This is a genomic window from Streptomyces sp. NBC_00878 (genome assembly GCF_026341515.1).
Classification (GTDB): domain Bacteria; phylum Actinomycetota; class Actinomycetes; order Streptomycetales; family Streptomycetaceae; genus Streptomyces.
Genome location: NZ_JAPEOK010000001.1, coordinates 542,293 through 565,393, shown reverse-complemented (window position 1 = coordinate 565,393; position 23,101 = coordinate 542,293). Strand labels below are relative to the sequence as shown.

The 23,101-nt window shown below is 70.9% G+C and carries 14 protein-coding genes and 1 pseudogene; 5 read left to right on the top strand and 10 right to left on the bottom strand.

Annotation, left to right across the window (positions count from 1 at the left end; translation table 11 throughout):
- Window positions 1–9: 9 nt before the first annotated feature.
- The 4 genes from OHA11_RS02150 to OHA11_RS02135 all read right to left on the bottom strand — a co-directional run bounded on the left by OHA11_RS02150 (window position 10) and on the right by OHA11_RS02135 (window position 4,245).
- Window positions 10–813, bottom strand: coding sequence for a carbohydrate ABC transporter permease (locus OHA11_RS02150; protein WP_266506886.1), 804 nt, complete (start codon window positions 811–813; stop codon window positions 10–12).
- Between the two features lie 86 nt (window positions 814–899).
- Window positions 900–1,868, bottom strand: coding sequence for a carbohydrate ABC transporter permease (locus OHA11_RS02145; protein ID WP_266491412.1), 969 nt, complete (start codon window positions 1,866–1,868; stop codon window positions 900–902).
- Between the two features lie 118 nt (window positions 1,869–1,986).
- The gene (locus tag OHA11_RS02140; RefSeq protein WP_266491411.1) at window positions 1,987–3,309 is read right to left on the bottom strand and encodes an ABC transporter substrate-binding protein; all 1,323 of its coding nucleotides are present in this window, start codon (window positions 3,307–3,309) and stop codon (window positions 1,987–1,989) included.
- 12 nt (window positions 3,310–3,321) lie between these two features.
- Window positions 3,322–4,245, bottom strand: coding sequence for an endo alpha-1,4 polygalactosaminidase (locus OHA11_RS02135; protein WP_266491409.1), 924 nt, complete (start codon window positions 4,243–4,245; stop codon window positions 3,322–3,324).
- Between the two features lie 280 nt (window positions 4,246–4,525).
- On the opposite strand from OHA11_RS02135, the gene OHA11_RS02130 reads away from it, so the two are divergent.
- Both OHA11_RS02130 and OHA11_RS02125 read left to right on the top strand, forming a co-directional pair.
- The gene (locus tag OHA11_RS02130; protein ID WP_266491408.1) at window positions 4,526–5,557 is read left to right on the top strand and encodes an NAD(P)-dependent oxidoreductase; all 1,032 of its coding nucleotides are present in this window, start codon (window positions 4,526–4,528) and stop codon (window positions 5,555–5,557) included.
- A complete protein-coding gene (locus tag OHA11_RS02125; protein ID WP_266491406.1) occupies window positions 5,554–6,201 on the top strand; it encodes an HAD-IA family hydrolase in 648 nt (215 codons plus the stop codon). Before OHA11_RS02130 ends, OHA11_RS02125 begins: the two co-directional genes overlap by 4 nt.
- A gap of 21 nt (window positions 6,202–6,222) precedes the next feature.
- Here the strand turns inward: OHA11_RS02125 and OHA11_RS02120 are convergent, their stop codons facing one another.
- Complete coding sequence (locus tag OHA11_RS02120; RefSeq protein ID WP_266491404.1) at window positions 6,223–7,086, bottom strand: phytanoyl-CoA dioxygenase family protein; 864 nt, start codon at window positions 7,084–7,086, stop codon at window positions 6,223–6,225.
- Between the two features lie 64 nt (window positions 7,087–7,150).
- Here OHA11_RS02120 and OHA11_RS02115 point away from each other — a divergent pair, with 64 nt between their 5' ends.
- Complete coding sequence (locus tag OHA11_RS02115; protein ID WP_266491403.1) at window positions 7,151–8,053, top strand: helix-turn-helix domain-containing protein; 903 nt, start codon at window positions 7,151–7,153, stop codon at window positions 8,051–8,053.
- Window positions 8,054–8,059: 6 nt separating this feature from the next.
- Here the strand turns inward: OHA11_RS02115 and OHA11_RS02110 are convergent, their stop codons facing one another.
- Window positions 8,060–9,943, bottom strand: coding sequence for a glycoside hydrolase family 9 protein (locus OHA11_RS02110; protein ID WP_266491401.1), 1,884 nt, complete (start codon window positions 9,941–9,943; stop codon window positions 8,060–8,062).
- Between the two features lie 212 nt (window positions 9,944–10,155).
- A pseudogene (locus OHA11_RS02105) lies at window positions 10,156–11,430 on the bottom strand (SLC13 family permease).
- Window positions 11,431–11,835: 405 nt separating this feature from the next.
- Here OHA11_RS02105 and OHA11_RS02095 point away from each other — a divergent pair.
- Window positions 11,836–14,364 carry a ricin-type beta-trefoil lectin domain protein gene (locus OHA11_RS02095; RefSeq protein WP_323186505.1) on the top strand — a complete coding sequence of 843 codons (2,529 nt, stop codon included), beginning with the start codon at window positions 11,836–11,838 and terminating at the stop codon, window positions 14,362–14,364.
- A gap of 119 nt (window positions 14,365–14,483) precedes the next feature.
- Here OHA11_RS02095 and OHA11_RS02090 read toward each other — a convergent pair whose 3' ends face one another.
- Window positions 14,484–16,895, bottom strand: a complete 2,412-nt coding sequence (locus OHA11_RS02090) for a SpoIIE family protein phosphatase (protein WP_266491399.1) — start codon at window positions 16,893–16,895, stop codon at window positions 14,484–14,486.
- Window positions 16,896–17,163: 268 nt separating this feature from the next.
- On the opposite strand from OHA11_RS02090, the gene OHA11_RS02085 reads away from it, so the two are divergent.
- Window positions 17,164–20,292: a glycoside hydrolase family 2 TIM barrel-domain containing protein gene (locus OHA11_RS02085; protein WP_266491392.1), complete on the top strand. Its 3,129-nt coding sequence runs from the start codon at window positions 17,164–17,166 to the stop codon at window positions 20,290–20,292.
- Here OHA11_RS02085 and OHA11_RS02080 read toward each other — a convergent pair.
- Window positions 20,264–22,036 carry a cytochrome bc complex cytochrome b subunit gene (locus tag OHA11_RS02080; protein WP_266491389.1) on the bottom strand — a complete coding sequence of 591 codons (1,773 nt, stop codon included), beginning with the start codon at window positions 22,034–22,036 and terminating at the stop codon, window positions 20,264–20,266. The two genes, OHA11_RS02085 and OHA11_RS02080, sit on opposite strands and share 29 nt — an antisense overlap.
- Entirely contained in the window at window positions 22,033–22,992 is a 960-nt protein-coding gene (gene sigJ / locus OHA11_RS02075) for an RNA polymerase sigma factor SigJ (RefSeq protein ID WP_266491387.1), read from the bottom strand. The genes OHA11_RS02080 and sigJ overlap by 4 nt, the downstream gene beginning before the upstream one ends.
- Window positions 22,993–23,101 lie beyond the last annotated feature (109 nt).

Sequence of the window (23,101 nt, the reverse complement as noted above, 5' to 3'; positions counted from 1 at the left end):
ACAGCCGCGTCACCCCTTGAGGCCGCTCGACGTGAGTGACTGGACGAACGTCCGCTGCGCCAGCAGGAACGCCACGAGGACCGGCAGGACCGTGATGACGTTGCCCGCCATCACCGCCGACCACCGTGTGTGGTGCTGTCCCTGAAAGGTCGTCAGGCCCAGCTGGAGCGTGTACTGCGTGTCGTGGTTGATCGCGATGAGCGGCCAGGACAGGTCGTTCCACGTGGTGAGGAACGTCAGTACCGCGACCGTCGCGAGGGCGGGCCGGGCCAGCGGCAGCACGATCGAGAACAGCACCCGCAGCCGTGAACACCCGTCGATCCAGGCGGCCTCCTCCATCTCCCTCGGCAGTGTCAGGAAGAACTGCCGGAACAGGAACACGGCGAAGGGCGTCACCAGCGACGGCACGATCAGCGCACCCAGCGTGTCGATCAGGCCGAGCCACTTCATCACGAGGAAGGTCGGGATCATCGTCAGCTGGAACGGGATGACCATGGTCGCCAGCATCAGCCCGAGCAGCACCCGCGACCCCGCGAACCGCATCCGCGCGAACGCGTAGCCGCCGAGCGCCCCGAACAGCAGATTCGACACCACGGCGACCGACGCGACGATCAGCGAGTTCGCGAACCAGCGCGGGAACATCGCGTTGCCCAGCACATACCGGTAGCCGCCCAGATCGATGCCGTCGGGCCACAGCGCGGGCGGAAACCGGTTGATCTCCGCGTTCGTCATCACCGAGCTCAGCAGCAGCCACACCAGCGGCAGCGCGAAGACCAGCGCCAGCGGAGCGAGCAGCAGATGCCAGGGGCTCACCCTGCGTGCGCGCACCCGTCGCGTGGTCACCTTGCGTGTGTTCACTTCGCGCGGCTTCACCTTGCCCGCGTTCATCGGGTGCGCGCTCATCGGAGGGCTCCTTCCATGCCGCGTCCCTGCCTGCGCCGGACAACACGCAGGGCCACTCCCGCGACCAGCAGGGCCAGCGCGAGGACGTACGCGGCCGCGGCCCCGTATCCGGCCGTGAACATCTGGAACGCCTGCTGCCAGACGAAGTACACGATCACGGTGGTGGAGCCGAGCGGGCCGCCCTTCGTGGTCACGTACACGAGGTCGAAGACCTGGAGCGCGAGAATCAGCTGCCACAGCAGCAGGAAGACCGTGACGGGGGCGAGGGCCGGGAGGGTGACGTGCCGCAGGACGCGCCAGCGGCCGGCCCCGTCGATGCGGGCGGCCTCGACGAGTTCGCGCGGTACGTCCTGCAGCGCGGCGAGATAGACGACCACGCAGAAGCCGACACCGCTCCACAGCGAGATCAGGACCAGCAGGTAGATGGCCTGGTCGGGGTCCGTCAGGAAGCCCTGGGGCGAGATACCGAGCTGGTGGAGCAGCGAGTTGGCCGCGCCGAACTCCGGGTCGAGGATGAAGGAGAACAGCACGCCCTGCGCGGCCGCGGACACCACGAACGGGATGAAGAGCAGGGTCCGGTAGAGGCCGATGAACCGGATACGCCGGTTCAGGGCGAGCGCGAGGGCCAGACCTCCGAACAGGCTCAGCGGGACGAACAGCGCCGCGTACAGCAGCGTATTGCCCACCGCCGTATGGAAGTTGGGGTCCTGGGCCAGCGCCCGGTAGTTGTCGAGGCCCACCCAGCGGCCCGGTGTGACCAGGTCGTCGGCCCGGAACGACAGCAGCAGCGACCAGGCGACCGGGACGATGCCCAGGCCCAGGATGACGAGGGCCGACGGTCCGACGAACGCCCAGGCGGTGGCCCTCTCCCGCCGGGCGCGCCGTCGTGCGGCACGCCGTGGAGCGGCCGGGGCCCGTGGCTGGGACTGCGGCGCGAGGGTGATGGCGCGGGGCAGTGATGTCATGCGGCCTTCCTCCCTTGGAACAGCGCGGGATCAGCACAGGTTCAGTTCGCGAGCGACGAGCGATAAGCGACGGAGCAACGCTCGATCAGCGAGCGGCGATCGGGGGATCAGCGTGGGATCAGCGTGGGATCAGCAGCGCCGCGTCGGCCTTGTCGGCGCAGCGGCGCAGGGCCTTGGCGGGGGAGTCCTCGCCGAGCAGGACGGAGACGATCGCCTCGCCCAGTGCCTGGGAGATCTGCGGGTACACGGCATGGACGGGCCGGACCCGGGCGGAGCTCAGCGCCTCGGTGAACACCCTGAGCCCCGTGGTCCGTTGGGCGTGCTGCCGCCACTGCGGGCGCCGCTCGGTCCCGGAGCTGAGGGGCAGGCTCCCGGCCCGGATGTCCCACCGGGTGTCCTGCTCCGGCCGTGTCATCCACCGGACGAACTCCACGGCCGCCCGCGAGCGCGCGGAACCGTTGTCGAAGATGGTCCAGGTGTCGGGGCCCGAGATCGTCATCGGCCGCCCGCTGTAGGACGGCAGCGGTACGACGCCGTAGTCCATCCCGGCGTCCACGATGTCCGGCAGCTGCCAGGGCCCGGTCGCCACCATCGCCATCCGGCCGCCCAGGAACACCTGGTACATCTGCTCGCTGCCGGGCTTCGGATCGACGTACACGCTCTTGTCCCGGACCAGCTGCCGCAGGGTGTCGAGGGCCCGGACGCCCTGGTCGGCGAAGCCGATGCGCCTGCCGTCGTCGGCGACGACATCCCCGCCGAGGTCCCAGATCATCGGCCACAGCCGCCAGACGGTGTCCTCGTCACCGGTACCGGGCCAGCCCGTACCGAAGACGCCTCGGCCGCTGTCCGTCAACTGCCCTGCCGTATCGGTGAATTCGGCCCACGTCCAGCCCGCCTCAGGGAAGGGGACGCCCGCGCGCCGGAACAGCTTCCTGTTGTAGACGACGGCCAGCGAGTCGAGCATGGCGGGCGCGGCCCGCACTCTGCCGTTCACGGAGACCGCCTCGCGCACCGGCGCCCAGAAGCTCTTCCAGGGCGTGGGGCCGCCGCGCATCTCGTCGGTCAGGTCGACGACGCGGGGGCTGCGGGCGATGCTGGCGAGGTCGGAGCCGAAGACGAACGCGATGTCCGGATACGAGCCGGAGGCCAGCGCGGCCGTCACCTTCTGCAGCATCGCGTCGGCCAGGACCCCGCCGCCACCGGCGTCCACCCGGATCTTCGGATGCGTCCGGTTGAATTCCGAGACCAGCGCCCGCACGGCCTCCCTCGCCGTGTCGACCTGGCCGTGCCACAGTTCCACCGTCACTTTTCCGTCGGCACCCACACCGTCGGACCCGCCGCCCGCGCAGGCGCCCAGCAACGGCGCGGCGGCGATCGCGGCGGCCCCCTTGAGCAGGCCACGGCGCTCAACAGGGCACAACGCACCTCGGGTTCGAGCCATCGGGAGCCTCCGTCAGCGGGTCTTGCGGACGTAGTCGGCGCTGTCCGGCGTCGACACCAGCACATCCCGGCGCACGATGCTCAGCCGGTCACCGAAGCCCGAACGGGCCTTCCTGAGGCCGTTGTCGGTGTACTCGACCACGACGACCCGGTCGTCGAACGCCTCGGCGTACTCACCGCACTCGTCGTACTCGCCGCACTCCTCCGCCACCGCGAAGTCGAGCCCCGTGCGGTCTCGTTGACCGGCCAGCTCCACAGTGTTCTTCTGCCCGATGGCCAGGCCCCGGGCGTGCGCGTGGTCCGACAGCAGCTTGATGAAGGCGGTGGCGTCGTCCGCGCTGAGCAGCCCGCGGGAGCGGGTGAAGCTGTCGAAGTTGTCCGGCTCGACGGCGTCGTAGCCCCGGTCCGCGCAGCCGTCGATCCACTCGTTGATCCGGTCCGCGACGCGCTGTCGCTTGGCGGGTGTGCCGATGTCGAGCAGCGCCTCGTCCCAGTCGCCGTCGACGACGACCCTGCCCTTCTTGTCGCGGAGCAGCAGGTCGGCGGGCCAGTCGTCCCGCTCGTCGGGCTGGGCCTGGAAGGCGTTGACGTAACAGATGTTGTAGAGACCGGGCGCGGGTTCGGCCTCGCGGTCGCGGGCGACGATACGGACGCCGGCCGGTGGCGGATAGGAGCCGCCGATCTGGTAGTCGAAACCCGCGTGCACGGGAGGCAGCCGAACGGCCTTCGGGCTCGTACTCGGGCTCGTGCTCGGCTTCGGGCTTGGCTTCGGGCTCGGCTTCGTGTGCGTGGACTCGTCCGGAGCCGTGCCGTCCGGAGCCCTGCCGTCTGGGGTCTTGCCGTCCGAATCCGCCGTACAGGAAGCCAGTGCCGCGAGGACGATCAGGGCAGCGGCCGCCCTGAGCACTCCCGCGCGGGCGCCACGCTTGACGGGCATGTCCGCTCCATCAATCGCGAGTACGACCCCGCCTCGGACCTCGTGACGGTCCTGGCGACTTTGGCCGGACTGAGAACCTTGTCCGCTACCGGCTGGGCGTACCTCTGCGTGCCGGGCTGCGCCTCGGCACGCCAGGATCAAAGCGTGCGAAAACCCGCGCGTCAAGTCCGCCTCGGCCGCGCCCCGGTTACCGTTTCGTGAGGCCGACGCCCGTGCTGTACCCGTACGGCGCCCGTGCCGTACGGGTACGAGGAGAACCGTGACGGACGCAAGGAGAGTTGTGAGCACCCCGCACAAGCCGCTCGTGATCCTGCTGACCGACCCGCACCCCAAGGAACGCGTCTTCACCCCGGACGCGCTGACGCGGCTCCACGACCACTTCACCGTCGTCGAACCGGACACCGAGGAAGCCCTCGACAAGGCACTGCCCGACGCCTTCGCCGTCGTCGGCCAGCCCGATCTCCCGGCCGAACGTCTCGCCAGGGCAGGGGAGTTGAAGGCCCTGCTGAACGTCGAGGGCAACTTCTTCCCGAACGTCGACTACGAGGTGTGCTTCCGGCGCGGCATCCACGTCCTGGGCTGCGGACCCGCCTACGCCCAGGCCGTCGCCGAGTACGCGCTCGGGCTCGCGCTCGACCTGGCCCGCGGCATCAGCCGCGAGGACCGCGCCTTCCGCGCCGGACGGGAACGGTACGTGGCCGACGGCAACGCCGACGCCGTACTGCTGCGCGGCGCGGACGTCGGCCTGATCGGCTTCGGGAACCTCGGCCGCAGCCTCCACCCGCTCCTCGCGCCCTTCCGCCCCACCCTCCGTGTCTACGACCCCTGGCTGCCGGCCGCCGTCCTGCGCGAGCAGGGTCTCGTTCCGGCCACTCTCGACGAGACCCTGTCCCGCAGCCGGTTCGTCTTCGTCCTTGCGACCGTCACGGACGACAGCCGTCATCTGCTCGGCGAACGTGAACTGGGACTGCTGCCCGACGGCGCCCGGCTCGTACTGGTCAGCCGGGCCCCCGTCGTGGACTTCCCGGCGCTGCTCGCGCGGGTCGCCGAGGGCCGACTGCTCGCGGGCGTCGACGTCTGGCCCGACGAACCCGTCGCCGCCGACGCCCAGGCCCGCGAACTGGAGGGACTGGTCCTCTCCGCCCACCGTGCGGGCGGCATCCCGGAGGCGTTCCTGACCATCGGTGACATGGTCGTCGACGACCTGACCCTGCTGGCCCAGGGGCTGCCGCCGACCCGTATGCAGGCCGCCGCACGCGAACTCGTCGGCCGCTACCGCAACCGTCCTGTCATCCGAAAGGCGAGGCCGTGAACATCCCCTGCGAGGGCCTCCTGTTCGACAACGACGGCGTACTGGTCGACTCCGACCTGGGCGTCGACCAGGCATGGAGCCAGTGGGCCCGCGCCCGTGGCCTGTCCGCCGACAAGGTCACCGCCATGGTCCATGGCAGGCGCTCCGCCGACACCGTGGCGCTGCTGGTGCCCGACCCCGGGGAACGGACCGCCGCCCTCGCCGAGATCGACCGCCTGGAGATCGAGGCGGCGGCCACCACGACCGCGCTGCCCGGCGCCCTCGGCCTGCTGACGAGCCTGCCGCGGGGCAGTTGGGCCGTGGTGACCTCCGGAGTCACCGCGCTCGCCCGGGCCCGTATCGCCGCCGCGGGGCTGCCCCTGCCGCCCGTGCTCATCACCGCGGACGACGTCAGCCACGGCAAACCCGCCCCCGACGGCTATCTGGCCGCCGCCGGAAAGCTGGGCGCGGACCCGGCGCGCACGGTCGTCTTCGAGGACAGCGCCGCCGGTGCCGAGGCGGGGGCCGCGGCCGGGGCGTACGTCATCGGCGTCGGGCCGCGCGGCCTGGACACCGGCGCCCCCGTCGTCGTACGCGATCTGCGCGGGCTGACCTGGCACGACGGCGTACTCGACCTGGGCGCTGCGGAGTTGCTGCGCTCCTGAAGCGCGTGTCTGGCGGCGGCTTCAGTGCGGGCCCGTCGGTTCGAACTCCGTGCCGCACGGGCCCGCGCCCTCGCTCTCCCGCAGCGGGACGGGCTCCCCGCTCATCGACAGGGTGGGGTAGAAGCGGCCGATGCGCTCCGCGGAGCGGCCCACGTAGTGGCCGATGTACGAGCGGCGGAAGCGGTCGGTGGTGCGGTTGGGCTGGGAGCCGTGCACCAGGCTGCCGTTGAAGAACAGGACGTCCCCCGGCTCCATGTCGACCGGCACGGCGGACAGTCCGGGCGGCGGCGGTACGTACTCGCGGGCGAACGACAGCCCCTCGTCGGCCTCCTCGGGGCAGAACACGTCCATGCGGTGGGTGCCGGGGACCACTTCAAGGCCGCCGTTCTCCCTGTCGATCACATCGCAGGCGACCCAGGCCGCCACACACGTACCCGGCTCCACCCGCAGATAGAAGTTGTCCTGGTGCAGTGCCTGCCCGCGGGCGCCCGGTGGCTTGAAGTAGAACATGCTCTGCGCCGCCAACACCTCCTCGCCCAGGAGGAGTTCGAGGATGTCCCGCAGCCTGGGTTCGAGGAGGTGGCGCAGGGCCAGGTCGTTGACGCGGTGCGGGTTCATGACCCGGGGGTAGGCGTGCAGCGGGTCCGCCGGGCCCGTCGTCCCGGTCGCGCGGGGTTCGAAGTGCCCGGGAACCGGTCCGCCGGCGTGCAGCACGTCGAACTCGGCGCACAGCGCGTCGATCTCGCCCGAGCCGAACAGCCCGCGCGCCACAGTGAAGCCGTCCTCCTCGAAACGCCGGACGACGTCCCCGCCCGCGCCCGCGCCCGGGCCCGTGAGCGCCTCCGCGCCCGCGTCCGCTTTCGTGCCCCTGCCCGTGACTGTCATGCGGCGGTCCCTTCGCGTCGGTGTCCCGTATGCCCCACGCTAGGCAGGAGCGCCTTCCGGGAGGATGCCTGTGCGTGCTGACCAGTTGCCCGAGCCTGCTGCCCCGTCCCCGCCGCCCGGCCTGGTGACGGTCGGCCGCTTCGACCAGCATCCCGGCTACAGCGTCAGCCGGCCGGGGGGCGCCGACAGCTGGCTCTTCATCTGGACCACCGGCGGTGAGGGCCGGCTGGCCCAGGGAGCAGCGGAGACGGATGCGGGCGCGAGGGACCTCGTCGTCCTCGGCCCGGACGTGCCCCACCACTACGCGGTCGCACGGGGCGCGCGGCACTGGGCGTTCTGGTGGGCGCACTGCCAGGCACGGCCGACCTGGACGGACTGGCTGCGGCCGTACGCGCTCGGGGACCGGCTGTATGCCGTCACACCGGTCCCGGACGGCGTGCGGGCACGACTGGAGTCGGCGTTCCGGCGGATGCTCGCGGACGCCCGGTGGACCGGTGAGGGGCCGCCACCGGAGGACGAGCCCGAGGACGGCCGCGTCGCCGTGGCCCACGGAACCACCGCCCGCGAGCTCGCCCTCTGCTCGCTGGAGTCGGTCGTCCTCCTCGCCACCGCCACGGCACGAGGGGAACCGAACCGGTCCGGCCTCGACGTACGGATCCGGCAGGCCGAGGCGCTCATCGCGGCCGACCCGGGCGCCCCGCACACCGTGGAATCCCTGGCCGCGGGGGTCTCGCTCTCGGCATCCCGCTTCGCGCACCTCTTCACCCAGCAGCTCGGCCGGTCCCCGATGCGGGCACTGCTGGCCGCCCGCCTGCTGCACGCCGCGCGGCTTCTGGAAGCCACCGACCTGCCGGTGGAACGGGTCGCCGCGGCCTCCGGCTTCAGCAGCCCGTTCCACTTCAACCGCGTCTTCCGGCAGCGCTACGGCGCCCCGCCCGGCGCGTACCGGGCCGGGCTCCGCCGCTGACGACCGTTAGTCGCGCGGCGGGCAGCGCTCGGCGGCGAAGGCCGCCAGCCAGGCCAGCGGGGCGTTCCAGTTGACCGTCACCTCGTTGGTGGAGTACGAGCCGATGTCGTCGATGTAGCAGGCCGCGGGGGAGCACCCGGGCAGGTGCTCCTGCGCCACCGGGTCCTGCAGACCGCTGTTGGGGCCGCCCGCGAGGGAACCCGCCGGCGGGTTCGGCAGCGAGGCGTCGTACTGGTTCGCCCAGAACCGGTGGTGCTGGTTGCGGGCGTACGTGTCGCCGTAGCCGGTGACATAGGAGAGGTTGAGGGTGTTGCGGCCCAGCAGGTAGTCCATCGACTCCAACACCCCGGCGCGGTACCGCTGTCGGCCGGTCAGCGCGTAGGCGGTGGCCATGACGATCGCGTTGTTGGTGACCTGGCTGTTGGAACCCCACACGTACCCGTTCGCGGGGATGGGCACCGCGTAGCCCTGGCCCGCCATCATGGCGAGGTGTCCGTCGGCCGCGGCGGTCACGGACGCGCGCACGCGCCTGATGTCGGAGGCGGGCAGCCCGTTCGGCACGGTCGCCAGGGTCAGTCGGCCGAGCGCCGCGGTGTCGGCCCAGTTGAAGCCGGTCGGCGTGAGCGCGCCGGACGAGGTGTGCCAGGGCGAGGAGGTGACCGCGTTCCGGTAGGCACGCTCCCCGGTCGCCGCGTACAGCTCGGTCGCCGCCCAGTAGAAGTCGTCCGTGACCTGGGTGTCGTTGTAGGGGCCGCCGCCCGTGCTGTCCGACTCCGGGGCGTACAGCGCGGGGTTGGCCTTCGCCGCGGTCCACGCCGTGCGGGCCACGCGCAGACACCGCTTCGCGTACGCGGAGTCGTACGGCCTGAAGACACGCGCGCACTGCGCCGCCGTGGCGGCGAGGTTGAGCGTGGCCGCGGTGGACGGGCGGTGCAACTCGCGCGGCTGGGAGTCCAGTTCGGGGCGGGTCGGGATGCCCGTCCAGGCCGCGTCGTGGATCTTGTGGAAGGCCATACCGGCGTACGGTTTGCCGTCCGGCACCTGCATCCGCATCAGGAAGTCGAGCTCCCAGCGTGCCTCGTCCAGCACGTCCGGGACCCCGTTGCCGCGCTCGGAGATCCGCAGGGTCGAGTCACCGAGCGCGGACTCGGTCCCCGCCCGCTCGGCCCGCGCGAAGGAGTCGACGAGCAGCCAGGCGGAGATCCCGCCGTTGACGACGTACTTGCCGTGGTCGCCCGCGTCGTACCAGCCGCCCCGCACGTCCTGGGTGTAGTCGCACACCCCCGCCTGACAGGGCACGTTCGTGTCGCCCTGGTTCGGGGCGACGCCGATGTGCGCGGCCGGTCGCGCATAGGCGGGACCCACCAGCGAGGCCTCGATCGGTGTGCCGCTGCGCTGGTGGTAGAAGAACGCCATCGCGTCCGAGCGCAGGCTGTCGTAGAGGTCCGCGCGGATGTCGAAGGGCGCGCTGTTCTGCCCGTCCACCACGAGGACGAACCCCGAGCCCGACCTCCGGTACGCGGAGAAGTCCACGGTGTGGGTCGCCTCGCCCGATGCCGCGTCCGCGCCGTGTACGACGGTCCGGCCGGAGGCGGTCACGGCGCCCGACGCGCTGCGCAACTGCCAGGTCAGCGGCCGGGCGGCAGAGGTGACCACCGTGGCGCGCTTGGGACCGTCCGGCAGATAGCCCGCCTGGTTGACCCGAACGGGTGTCGTCGCGGTGGCGGCCGGGTCCGCCACGGACGGCAGCACGGTCGACGGCAGCCCGGTCGCACCTGGCGCGAGAGCCAGCCCGCCGCAGAGCAGGGCAGCCGTCAGCAGGGCGGTCGTCGTGCGTTTTCTCGTACGGCGTCTCGTGGGGCGGCGGTGCACGTGCGGGAACGTGAGCATGGAGCGCCTCCCGGTGTCTGGAACGGGTCCATGGATACCGTCTCGTGGGGACGACGGAATGGGGTGGGAGCGCTCCCAGAATGGAGCATTGCATGGCCATGTCACACCGTCAATGCTCCGGACGTGAACGGGGCGGGCGTGCGAACCGGGCGGACCGCGCGCACGCCTGGACGGGGCGTGACCGCCGACCCCATCGAGGTGAGGTGGGGGCGTCAGCCTCCGAAAACCCGCAGCGAGAGCCACAGGGCCACCACGGCCGGGATCAGGGCGGCGGGCACGGTGATCAGGCCGAGACGGGTGAACTCGCCGAGATCGACGTCGTGTTCGTGCTGATGCACGATGCGCCGCCACAGCAGTGTGGCCAGTGATCCGGCGTAGGTGAGATTGGGGCCGATGTTCACGCCGAGCAGTACGGCGAGGATCGGGCCGGGGCCCGCCACGGCGGCCAGGGGGAGCAACACCAGGACCGCGGGCAGGTTGTTGATGAGGTTTGCCAGGACGGCGGCGAGGGCCGCGATGCCGAGCAGTGCCGGAAGGCTCGCCGAGTCGGGGACCAGCTGGCCGAGCGTGTCCGCGAGGCCGTTGTCGACCACGGCACGCACCACGATCCCGAGCGCCAGGACGAAGGCGAGGAAGCCCGGCGAGGTGGCGCGCACGACGGCGAGCGGTGTGGTGTGCCCGCGGACCAGTGCCCGGCCGGCCAGGACGAGCGCCCCGGCCAGCGCCGCCCAGGCAGGTTCGATGCCGATCGCGGACGCCACGACGAAGCCCGCGAGGGTGCAGGCGACCGTGGCCAGCGCGAACACGGGCAGCTCGACGGGCTTGACAGGCTCGACGGGCTCGACCGTGGTCGTCTCCGGGGTGTCGCCCTTCAGGTCGTTGGCGAAGAATCGCCGGAAGACCAGGTACTCGGCGGTGATGGCGACGGCCCACGCGGGGCCCATCAGCACGGCGAACCGGGTGAAGCTCAGGCCGCTGGCCGTGAACGCCAGCAGGTTGGTGAGGTTGGAGACGGGCAGCAGCAGCGACGCGGTGTTCGAGAGATGGGCGGTGGCGTACACGTGGGGCTTGGGGCGGGCGCCGAGCCGGGCCACGGTCGCGAACACCACCGGAGTGAGCAGGACGACGGTGGCGTCCAGGCTCAGCACGGCCGTGATCACCGAGGCGAGAAGGAAGTTGGCGGCCAGCAGCCGTTGCGGCCGCCCCTTGGACGTACGGGCCAGTCAGGCGCCGCAGGCCTGGAAGAGCCCCTCGTCGTCGCAGAGCTTGGCGAGTACGAGCACCGCGGCCAGGAAGCCCACGACGGGTCCGAGCAGCTCGGCCTCGGCGCGCGCGTGGTCGAGAGGGATCGCGCCGGTCGCGATCACCACGCCGGCGGCCGGGACCGCCACGGTGGCCTCCGGCAGGCCGAAGGGGCGGATCACGGCACAGGCAAGAACCGCCACGAGGAGAACGGCGGAAAGGGCTGTGGCCAGGGTGGAACTCAGGGTTTGTCCTTCGGGAAGTGATTGTCGGTTCCGTTTGATCGAATCAGACGGCCTGTTGCGAGAGTGAACCGGGGTGGATCGCCGGTCTCGCCATCGAGTCAGCCCTCCCCGCTCTTGGGTTGCGTATTCCAACGAATAGTCGGGCGCTGCCCCTTCTCCACGGATGTCAAATCGGTACTTACCTCAGGTAACTTGAGAGTTTGCCATTCTGAATCGCTTTGCCCTGGGCTCGTGTTGGCACCTTGTCTCGGCCAAAGGGGCGGGGTGGAAAGGGGGTTGGTGGCTTTCTCTTGTTCCGGAGCGGTACGTTGTGCAAAGGTGCACCCGTCAACGTGCAGGCACATTCCATACCGCCTGGTATGGACTATTTCTGCAGGGGCTTTGGGGCTTTGGAGGAAAGTGCACGTGAGTGACGCGACCCCGTCGAATTCCGCCACATCCGGAAGTCTGTTCGATGTGGCGGACGAACGGCTCACGGCAGATCTGAAGCGGGGCGCGGGCAAGAAGCCCGCTCAGTATCCCGCCGGGGAACTGCTCTCCCGGCACTGGGTACCCGTGTTCTCGTACGCCCGGCTGTGCACGAACGGTGCACAGTACGCCGGAATGCTCACCACCGCCGCATTCACCCGGCTCTTCGGCGAATCTGTGCGGCATACCGGACCGAAGTCGGCGTGGCGACCGCAACTGCTGGTCACCGTACGCCGAATAGCGGGCGAATGGGACGCGGACAAACGCCGGGAGCTGCTCCATCCCGAGTTGCGGTCCGACCCGTACGACAAGGTCCGGGCCACGGCACGGCTTCTCCCGCCGGAGAACAGACGGCTCGTTTCCCGCGCGTTCCACCGGCTGCCGGAGTCCGCCCGCTGCGTTCTGTGGCATGCGGAGGTCGAGGCCGAGGAACTCGCGGTACCGGCCCGCCTGCTCGGACTCGACGTGGAGGACGCCTACGCCGCGCTGGAACGAGCGAGGCAACTGTTGCGCCAGAACTGCCTGGAGCACCATCGCGAACTCGCCCCGGACGAGGAGTGCCGCCGCTACAGCCGACTGCTGGACGTCTCGCTCCGGCCCGGCGGCAGGATCTGCCCCGACCTGCGGCAGCACATGGCCGGCTGCTTGCACTGCCAGTCCACGGCCGACCAGCTGAACCAGTCGGACGGCCGCCTCGCCGGTCTCCTGGCCGAAGGCGTACTCGGGTGGGCGGCCCAGCGGTACCTCGATTCCAGGCCTGGCCGCCGGGCCCGGAGGGTGGAGACGGGGTCGGGTCCTGTGGTGTCGGTGGCTCCGTGGGCGGGCGATGGCGCGGGACATCGGACGGGCATTGGGCAGCGACCGGGCGCAGGTTCGGGTTCGGCGCCGGGCACGGGGTACCAGCCGGGCGCCGGTTCCGGTTCGGGTCCGGGTACGGGGCATCAGCCGGGTGCAGGCTCCGGTTCGGGTCCGGGCTCGGGATATCAGCCGGGCACGGGCGTGGGGCATCGGCCGGGCACCGGCACAGGCTCCGGTTCGGGCTTCGGGTATCAGCCAGGCGCCGGGTTCGGGCCCGGTCCCGGCACTGGGCTTCAGTCGGGTACCGGTTCCTGGTCTGGTCCGGGCTCCGGTCGACCGCCGGGTACCGGCCGTCCGTTGGACGCCGAGCTCGACTCGGACGCCGATTCCGTCTGGGGTCCCAGTCCTCGGCAGGGTGTCGCCCCCTCGGGCACGGGCTCCCGCCCGGGCTCCGACGCTCGCTCGGACACCGGAACCCACCCGGCTGGTAGCGCCCGCCCTGGTGCTGGTGCTGGTGCTGGTGCTGGTGCTGGTGTCGGTGTTGGCCCGAGTACCGATCCGGACCCGGTGACCGGGTCTCACCTGGCTACCGGTTCCCCAGTGGGTACGGGCCATGACCAGGGCGTCGGCTCCCAGACGGGTACGGCACACGACCCGGCTGTCGGCTCCCATCGGGCCGTCGGCCGGGTGCCGGCCGCAGCCTCATTCACCGACGCGGGTCCGCGTCACGCCGTGCGGCTTCCCCCGCATCCGGACACCCGCCCGGGCGAGCCCGGCAGGCGCTCCCCGCGTCGACGCAACCTCGCCCTGGCCGTACTCGTCGTAAGCGGATGCGTGCTCGTGCCGTTGGCTCTGTGGTCCGGTGGCGGCGACGCGGGGCAGACGTCCGCCTCGGATACCGGAGCGGCGTCGGCGGAACCCGATGCCGGGCCGACCAGGATCGGCACCGGCGGCGCGGATACCGGCACTGTCGGTGGGCGGCTCCGCAACGTCGGGAGCGGCGACTGCCTCGGGATCGCCGACGGCAGGGCGGCCGCGGGCGCGGAGGTCGTCCTCGCCACCTGTAGTTCCTCGGAGCGCCAGCAGTGGTCGTACGAGAGCGACGGCCTGCTGCGCAGCCTGGCCGACAAGGATCTGTGCCTCGACTCCCGGCTCGCCTCCTCCGTCAGGCTCGGCCCGTGCGACGGCGAGAAGGGTCGGGTGTCCGTCCACTACGACCTCACCCTTGAGGGAAACCTCGTGCCCCTGGGGCGACCGAATCTCGCGCTGGCACCCGTTTCGGGGGAGGAGGAGACGGGGCTGGTCCTCAAGACCCGTAACGAAGGCAAGGCCCAGCGCTGGGAGATCGACACCTCGGTCGACTCGCTCCAAATGGAGTGGATCACGTCGTACACGAACAGCGACACGGCGAAGCCGCAACCCGTCCCGAGCCCGGATCCCACCCCCACGTCGGCGTCTCCCACGCCTTCCCAGGCGCCCCCGACTCCCCGGCCCACGACACCCGCACCCGCTCCCAGCTGGTGCTTCGGCTACTACTGCGGGTCCGGCGGCTACGGAGGAGGCGGCTACGACGGCGGCCACGACGGGTACGGCGGCGGAGGCTGGGACGGCCACGACGGCGACGGTGACGGAGGTGGCGGGGGAGGTCACGGAGACGGCGGCCGGTGACACGACGGTCCGTCGGAACAGGCGGTGCACCCGACGGTCTGTCAGGACAGCTGACGCACCCGCTCAAGCGTCATCAGCCCTGGCCAGCCCCCATCGGTCCTTGTTAGTCCTGGCCGGGATCAGTCCTCGCCCAGTGCCAGCTCCGCCCAGATCGTCTTGCCCTCGGGGGTGTGACGGCTGCCCCAGCGCTGGGTGAGCTGGGCGACCAGAAGCAGACCGCGGCCGCCCTCGTCGAACGTCTTGGCGCGACGCAGGTGCGGCGCGGTGTGGCTGGAGTCCGACACCTCGAAGATCAGGGTGGTGTCGTCGTGGATCAGCCGCAGCCGTATGGGGCGCTCGCCGTACCGGATGGCGTTGGTGACGAGTTCACTCACCACCAGCTCGGTCGTGAACGCCGCCTCGCTCAGTTCCCAGGTGTCCAGTTGCTGGACGGCCTGCTTGCGGATCGGGCCGACGAGGGCGGGATCGGCGGGGATGTCCCAGGTCGCCACTTGCGAGGTCGGCAGCCCCTTCGTCCGGGCGAGCAGCAGCGCCACGTCGTCGGACGCGCCGGTCGGCGGGAGCAGCGACTGGAGGATGTCGTGGCAGGTCTCGTCGAGGGAGCCCGAGCCGCGCGCCAGCGCCTGGCTCAGCACCGCGCGACTCTCGTCCGGGTCACGGTCGGGGCTCTCGAGCAGACCGTCGGTGTAGAGGGCGAGCACGGTGTCCTCGGGGAGCCTGAGCTCGATCGACTCGAACGGCAGCCCGCCCACGCCCAGCGGAGGCCCCGACGGTACGTCGATCTCCTCGGGTGAGCTGTCCGGCGGCAGCATCAGCGGTGGCGGATGGCCCGCCCGGGCGAGCGTGCAGACGCGGGTGACCGGGTCGTAGACGGCGTACAGGCAGGTGGCCCCCACCTCGCCGGTGGTTCCCTCGCTGCCCGCCTCCTCGGAGAGCCGGACAACGAGGTCGTCGAGGTGGGTCAGCAGTTCGTCCGGTGCCAGGTCGATGTCGGCGAGCGTGCGGACGGCGGTCCGCAGCCGTCCCATGGTGGCGGAGGCCTGGACCCCGTGGCCGACGACGTCCCCGACGACCATGGCGACACGCATCCCCGACAGCGGGATCACGTCGAACCAGTCGCCGCCGACTCCGGCCCGTGCCGCGGGCAGATAGCGCGAGGCCGCCTCGACGGCGGCCGTCCGCGGCAGCGTCCGGGGCAGCAGACTGCGCTGCAGGGCGATCGCGGTCTCGCGCTCGCGGGAGAAACGGCGGGCGTTGTCGATACAGACGGCCGCCCTGGCCGTGACCTCCTCCGCCAGCAGGACGTCGTCGTCCGTGAAGGGGGCGGGGCGTCGGAACCGGGTGAAGACGGCGACGCCCAGCGTCGCCCCGCGGGCCTGGATCGGAACGGCCATCGTCGTGTGGATGCCGAGCTCCTTGACGCGCTCGCGGCGGGCCGGATCCCAGGCGAGCCAGTCCGCCAGCGTGCTCGCGGGATCCGTGGCCACGATGGTCCGGCCGGCCACCAGGGAGTCGGCCTGGGGTGAGGACGCGGGGTAGACGTCGACCTGGCCCAGTTTGACCACGGCCTCCGGATTGCCGGGGTTCACCGACCGGTGGGCGGCGCGGCGCAGGCTCACGGGGGCGGGCACCGGTCCGCTGTACGGCTCGCCGCCGCGTTCCGGCGGGTCCAGGAGGTCGATGCTGATGAAGTCGGCGAGCGCGGGCACGCAGACGTCGGCCAGCTCCTGGGCCGTACGGGTGACGTCGAGCGTGGAGCCGATACGGACGCTCGCCTCGTTCACGATCTGGAGGCGCTCCCGGGCGAGGTACTGCTGGCTGAAGTCATGGGCGGACAGACAGACGCCGAGGACCCGGCCCTCGGCGTCTGTGAGCGGCGCCAGCCGGGCCAGCCATGCCCGCGCGCGGGCCCCGTCCCGGGAGCCCAGGTACGTCTCCACATCGTCGCGCCGCCCGGTCAGGAGCACCTGGACCATGTGGCGTTCAAGCTCCTCGTTCTGCGGCATGCCGCCGATCTCGGGGAGGCGCAGCCCGCGGATGCGCTCCTCCGGGAGGGCCATCGACTCGGCCATCACCGCGTTGACCCGGCGCAGCCGCAGCCGCTCGTCGAAGATCGCGGTGGCGCAGGGTGACTGGTCCAGGAACCGGCCGGCGAGGACGTCGTCCTCAACCGGCGGCCCGCCGTTGTCCAGCGGGGTCACGACGAGCCAGCCGCTGTGGTCGCCGAGCTCGGGACGCCGTCGGTGCGCGAGCAGCCATACGTGGAGGGTCCGGCCGTCCCGGTGCCGCAGCGCGAGGGTGTCGTTCCAGCGGTGGCCGGCCGGCGGGGGGCGTACGGCTCCGGCGTCCGGGGCCAGCAGGTTCGCCGCGGGCCGGCCCACGACCTCGGCGGAGGCATGGCCGAGCAGGCGCCGAGCGCCCTCGTTCCATTCGACGAGGATGCCGTCGCCGTCTATGACGGCCCGCGCCGTGGCGGTCTCGTCGAACGGGTACCCCGGGCTGTCGTCCGAGGCTTCGTTGTGGCTCGTCATCGCCGCCACTCCATTGCGCACACTCACAGCGAACAGGCTCGCCACTTGCGTCTCAGCCTAGTGTGTCGGGGGCCTGCGCACATGGCACACCGGCTTCCGCATCCGGCCTCTGCCGGGCCCCTCGCCACCGTGGGATTCGGGCCGATGTGACGCCCGGGACGGGAAGCGCTTACCGGAGTCTTGACGGCCGCACCTGTCGCACTGTCAGAATCTGTTCGGTCGCGAGTAGTTGTGAGCAGACGTGAGCCCTTACGAAAGGGAAAACGCCATGACGGTGACTCGCAGGTCCGTACTGATCGCCGGTACGGCGGCTCCCGTGGTCCTCGCGGGCACCTCCGACGCGTGGGCGGCCGAGGAAACCGCCCTCCGTGCCCGGGCCGCCACCGCAGGGCGGACCGTTCCGCTCCGCGACGGCTGGCGCTTCGCGCTCGTCGACCCGGCGGGCCTCGCCGACCCCACCGGCGTGTACGCCCGGGCCGCGGAGCCCGGCTACGACGACTCGGCATGGCGCCGGATCACTGTCCCGCACGACTGGAGCATCGAGCTCAGCCCCACCACGGAGCACGGTACGACCAGCGGCACCGGATTCTTCCCCGGCGGCCTCGGCTGGTACCGCATCGCCTTCACCCTGCCGAAGGCGTACGCGGACATGCGGGTCTCCGTCGAGTTCGACGGCGTGTACATGGACTCGTCCGTCTACTGCAATGGCCGCCTCGTCGGCCAACACCCGTACGGTTACACGGGGTTCGCCCTCGATCTCACGGATCTGCTGCACACGGACGGCACCACCGCGAACGTCGTCGCGGTCGAGGTCCGCAACCGACTCCCCAGCAGCCGCTGGTACTCGGGCAGCGGGATCCACCGCGAGGCCCGTCTCGTCGTCACCGACCCGGTGCACGTCCAGCGCTGGGGCACCCAGGTGACGACACCGGAGATCGGCACGGACCGGGCGCTGGTACGGGCGCGGACCAGCGTCGTGAACGCGTCGGGCGAGGCGAGACGGGTCGAGGTGAGATCGGCGGTCGTCGACCCGCGCGGCCGTACGGTGGCCCGCGAGACGTCCACGGTCACCGTCGGCGCGGACCCGGCTTCGCCACCCGGCGCTGCGACCGCCACGCACGACCTCACCGTCCGGGATCCGCGGACGTGGGACATCGACACGCCCACGCTCTACACCCTGAAGACGGAACTCCGGGTCGACGGCCGCACGGCCGACACCTACGAAACCCCCTTCGGTATCCGCCACTTCACCGTCGACGCAGACAACGGCCTGACCCTGAACGGCCGTTACCTCAAACTCCGTGGCGTCAACCTCCACCACGACCTGGGCGCCCTCGGTGCGGCCGTCAACGCGGACGCCGTGGAACGCCAGTTGAGAATCATGCGCAGCATGGGTGTCAACGCCCTGCGCACCTCGCACAATCCGCCCGCTCCCGAGGTGATCGCGGCCTGTGAGCGGCTCGGCATCGTGATGATGGTGGAGGCCTTCGACTGCTGGCGGCGCGGCAAGAACCCGTACGACTACGGGCGGTTCTTCGACGCGCACAGCGACGCCGACATCGGCGAGATGGTGCTGGCCGCACGCAACTCGCCCGCCGTCATCATGTGGTCCATCGGCAATGAGATCCCCGACTCGACGTCGACCGCCGGCCTCGCCATCGCCGACCGGCTCATCGACGACGTACGGCGACTCGATCCGACCCGGCCGATCGTGATCGGCTCCGACAAGTACCGCGGCCTGCCCGCTGTCGGCTCACCGGCCGATCTGATGCTCGCCAAGATCGACGGACTCGGCCTCAACTACAACACCGCCGCCTCGGTCGACGCCCTGCACGCCCGCTATCCGCGCCTCTTCCTCTTCGAGTCGGAGTCCTCGTCCGAGACCTCCACCCGCGGGACGTACCAGGAACCGGAGCGCCTCAACACGGGCGAGAACCACACCCCCGGCCGCCGCGCGACCTCCTCGTACGACAACAACCTCGCCTCCTGGACGATGAGCGGCGAGTACGGGCTGAAGAAGGACCGGGACCGGAAGTGGTTCACGGGCGAGTTCCTGTGGTCGGGGATCGACTACATCGGGGAGCCGACACCATACGACGTGTTCCCGGTCAAGGCGTCCTTCTTCGGCGCGGTGGACACGGCCGGCTTCCCGAAGGACACGTACCACCTCTTCAAGAGCCAGTGGACCGACGAACCCATGGTCCACCTGCTCCCGGAGAACTGGACCGACCACCACCCGGGCGACATGGTCGACCTCTGGGCGTACTCCAACGTGGACACGGTCGAGCTCTTCCTCGACGGAAAGTCCCTCGGCACCAGGAAGTTCGACGAGAAGAAGACCACCGACGGGCGTACGTACCTGGAGACCACCGAGGCGACGGGTGACGACAAGACCGTCACCGGCGGTCCCTGGCCCGGGAGTTACACCAGTCCGAACGGCAGCGCGGGCAAGCTCCACCTCACCTGGAAGGTGCCGTTCGCGCCGGGCGAGCTGACGGCGGTGGCCCGGCGGGACGGCAGGACCGTGGCCACCGATGTGCTGCGCACCGCGGGGCAACCGCACGCGCTGCGCCTCACGCCCGACCGCAGGTCCCTTGTCGCCGACGGCCGTTCGCTGTGCTTCGTGACCGCGGAGGTGGTCGACGCCCGTGGTGTGGTGGTGCCGGGTGCCGACCACTCCATCGCCTTCGATGTCGACGGCGGATCGCTGGCCGGCCTCGACAACGGGCGCCAGGAGAGCGCCGAGCGCTACCAGGCGAGCACCCGCACGGCCTTCCACGGCAAGGCCCTGGCGATCGTCCGCTCCGGCACCGAGGACGGCAGGCTCACGCTCCGGGCCCGCTCGGCGGGACTGCGGACGGCGACCGTGACCGTACGCACCACCGCCGCGCGCCCGAAAGTCCGCACCCCGGCAGCCGACTTCGCCCCCGACCCGGGACCGGGCGCACCCAACTACCCTCTGGCGGACGCCAGTTACTCGGGCCGTCCGGACACGCTGCCCGCCGCGATGCTCGACGGAGCCCCGGCCACCGGCTGGTCCAACGCGTTCCGCAAGGCGGCCACGGCCCTGCTGCCCGCCTTCGACGGAGCCCGCGAGGAGGACTGGGTGTCCGTCGCATGGGGCCGTACGCGCACCTTCGACCGGGTCGAGGTCTCCTTCACGGCCGACGCCACGCACTCCCTGCCCGTCGCGGTGGAGGTCGCCTTCTGGGACGGTCACCGCTACCGGCCGGCGAAGGGGGCCGATGTCGACTGGGCCACCGCGTCCGACGCACCGACGGTGATCACCTTCGACGCGGTGCGCGGCAGCGGGCTCCGGATCACCATGAGGAGCCGCCATCCGGGCGAGGTCCGGGGCGCCCTGCGGATCAGCCGTCTGGAGATCCCGCCTCGCTGACCTGACGCTCACTCACCCGTTCACTCACCCGTTCACTCACCTGACGCTCACTCATCTGTCCTTCGCCCGCCCGAAGTTCGCCCATCTGCCGTTCTTCGACCTGCCGTTCGCCGACCAGGTCTGTGCCGAGCCGGTGGGCCTCCTCGTACTCCTCGGCCGTCGGCTTCGCCACCTGGGCATCGTCGCCATACAGCGTGCGCGAGAGGCGGGCCCGCAGGCGCCGGATCGGCCCCCGGCCATTCGGGTTCGGCACGCCGTTCGCGTCCTCGGCCGGGCCCGGTTCGAGCGGCCGGGGCTGCTCGTGCTGGGTGAGGGTGTGCAGTTCGGCGGGGGAGAGGGGGCGGTGCAGTTCGACGTACTCGCCGTGCGGGAGCCGTTTGATCACGCCGGTCTCGCGGCCGTGCAACACCAGTTCGCGGTCCCGGCGTTGGAGCGCGAGGCAGATGCGCCGGGTCGCGACGAAGACGATCACCGGGACGACGAAAAGCGCGATGCGGATGGCCCAGGTGACCGTGTTGATCGACAGATGGAAGCGGGTGGCCACGATGTCGTTGCCGCCGCCCGCCAGCAGGATGAGATAGACGCTGATCCACGCCGTGCCGATGGCCGTACGGACCGGCCGGTTGCGCGGACGGTCCAGCAGGTGGTGCTCGCGCTTGTCACCGGTGATCCAGGACTCCAGGAACGGATAGGCGCCGATGAAGATCAGGAGGAGCGGGAAGACGACGATCGGGATCAGTACGCCGAGGACCAGCGTGTGCCCGGCCATGGTGATCTCCCAGCCCGGCATGATGCGCACCAGGCCCTCCGCGAAGCCCAGATACCAGTCCGGCTGGGCACCCGTGGACACCTGGTCGGCGCGGTAGGGGCCGTACGACCAGACCGGGTTGATCGACGCGATCGCCGAGATGAACGCGATCACTCCGAACACCAGGAAGAAGAAACCGCCCGCCTTCGCCAGGTAGACCGGCATGAACGGCGCGCCCACGACGTTCCGTTCGGTCTTTCCCGGCCCGGGGAACTGGGTGTGCTTGTGGTAGACGACGAGGATCAGATGCGCGACCACCAGGGCTGCCATGATCCCGGGAATCACCAGAATGTGCAGCGAGTAGAAGCGCGCGATGATGTCGTGCCCGGGGAACTCGCCGCCGAACAGGAAGAACGACAGATACGTTCCGACGATCGGCACGGACAGGGTCGCGCCGTCCACGAACCGCATTCCGGTGCCGGACAACAGATCGTCCGGCAGCGAGTAGCCGAAGAGACCCTCGAAGAGTCCGAGGAACAACAGCGTCCAGCCGAACAGCCAGTTGACCTCACGGGGCTTGCGGAACGAGCCCGTGAAGAAGTGCCGCATCATGTGCATGAGCATCCCGGCGATGAAGATCAGCGCCGCCCAGTGGTGGATCTGCCGGATCAGCAGACCGCCCCGTACGTCGAAGCTGATGTCCAGCGTCGAGGCGTACGCCTCCGACATCCGGACGCCGTTCAGCGGCACGTAACTGCCGTGATAGGTCACCTCGTTCATCGACGGATGGAAGAACAGCGTCAGATAGACACCGGTCAGGATCAGGATGACGAAGCTGTAGAGGCAGATCTCCCCGAGCAGGAACGACCAGTGGTCCGGGAAGACCTTGCGCAGGTACTTCCTGCCGAGGCTGTGGGTGCCGAGGCGGCCGTCGAACCAGTCGGCGACACGCTGGCCGGAGGACGCCTTCGCCGCCTGCCGTTCGGTGGTGGTCACGCGTCCCCCTCCTTCTCTCCCAGGTGCACGTGCGCGAGCTTGTCGGGGTTGGAGACGATGTAGAGGCCGGACACCCGGTCGCCCTCGGGAGTGAGGTCCATGACCACGACCGCGTACGGCGACTCGCCCGCGAAGAGCACCGCGGAGTCGTCGCCGTTGACGCGCCGGTAGCGGATGTCCAGCCCTTGAGGTTCGCCCCGTCCGGCGTAGGAGGTGAGGAGGCGGATGGCCTTGTCCCGTCCGTGCACCGGGCGCAGCCCCGCCGGACGACGCTTGCCGCCGCCGTCGGACCACACCGTCACGTCCGGCGCGAGGATCTCCATCAGCGCGCCGATGTCCCCGCCGAGCGCGGCCTCGACGAACCGCTCGGTCGCCGCCCTCCGCACCCGCGGATGCGCCTCGTACAGCGGGCGGCGGGCGTGCACGTGCCGGCGGGCGCGATGCGCGAGCTGCCGGACAGCCGCGGGGCTGCGGTCGATGACCTCGGCGATCTCGGTGTGGGCGTACCCGAACACCTCGTGGAGGACGAACACCGCCCGCTCCAGCGGGGACAGCGACTCCAGGACGACGAGCATCGCCATCGACACGGACTCGCCGCGCAGCACGCGGTCGGCGGCGTCCGCGTCCGCCCCCTCGGCGGGCGCGGCCACGAGCGGTTCGGGCAGCCAGGGGCCGATGTACGTCTCGCGCCGGCGGCTGATCACGGCCCGTCGCCTCAGCGCGTGGTTCACCGCGATCCGTACGAGGTACGCGCGCGGGTTGTCGATCTCCCGCTCCGGCGACCTGTCACGGCTGCCGGACCAGGACAGCCAGGTGTCCTGGAGTACGTCCTCGGTGTCCGCGACGCCGCCGAGCATGTTGTAGACGATCGCGAACAGCAGCTCGCGGTGGTCCATGAACAGCCGGGTCGCCGTGTTCACTGCCTCGTCGGTCTCCGGTGCCGGACTTTCGGACATGCGTGTGCCTCCCGTAGCGCGCTCACTCATGCGAGGGCCGTAGGGGCCCGGAATGTGACAGCCGACGGGTGGGATGTGACGCAGGTCTCAAAGGGGGTGCGCCGGAGCA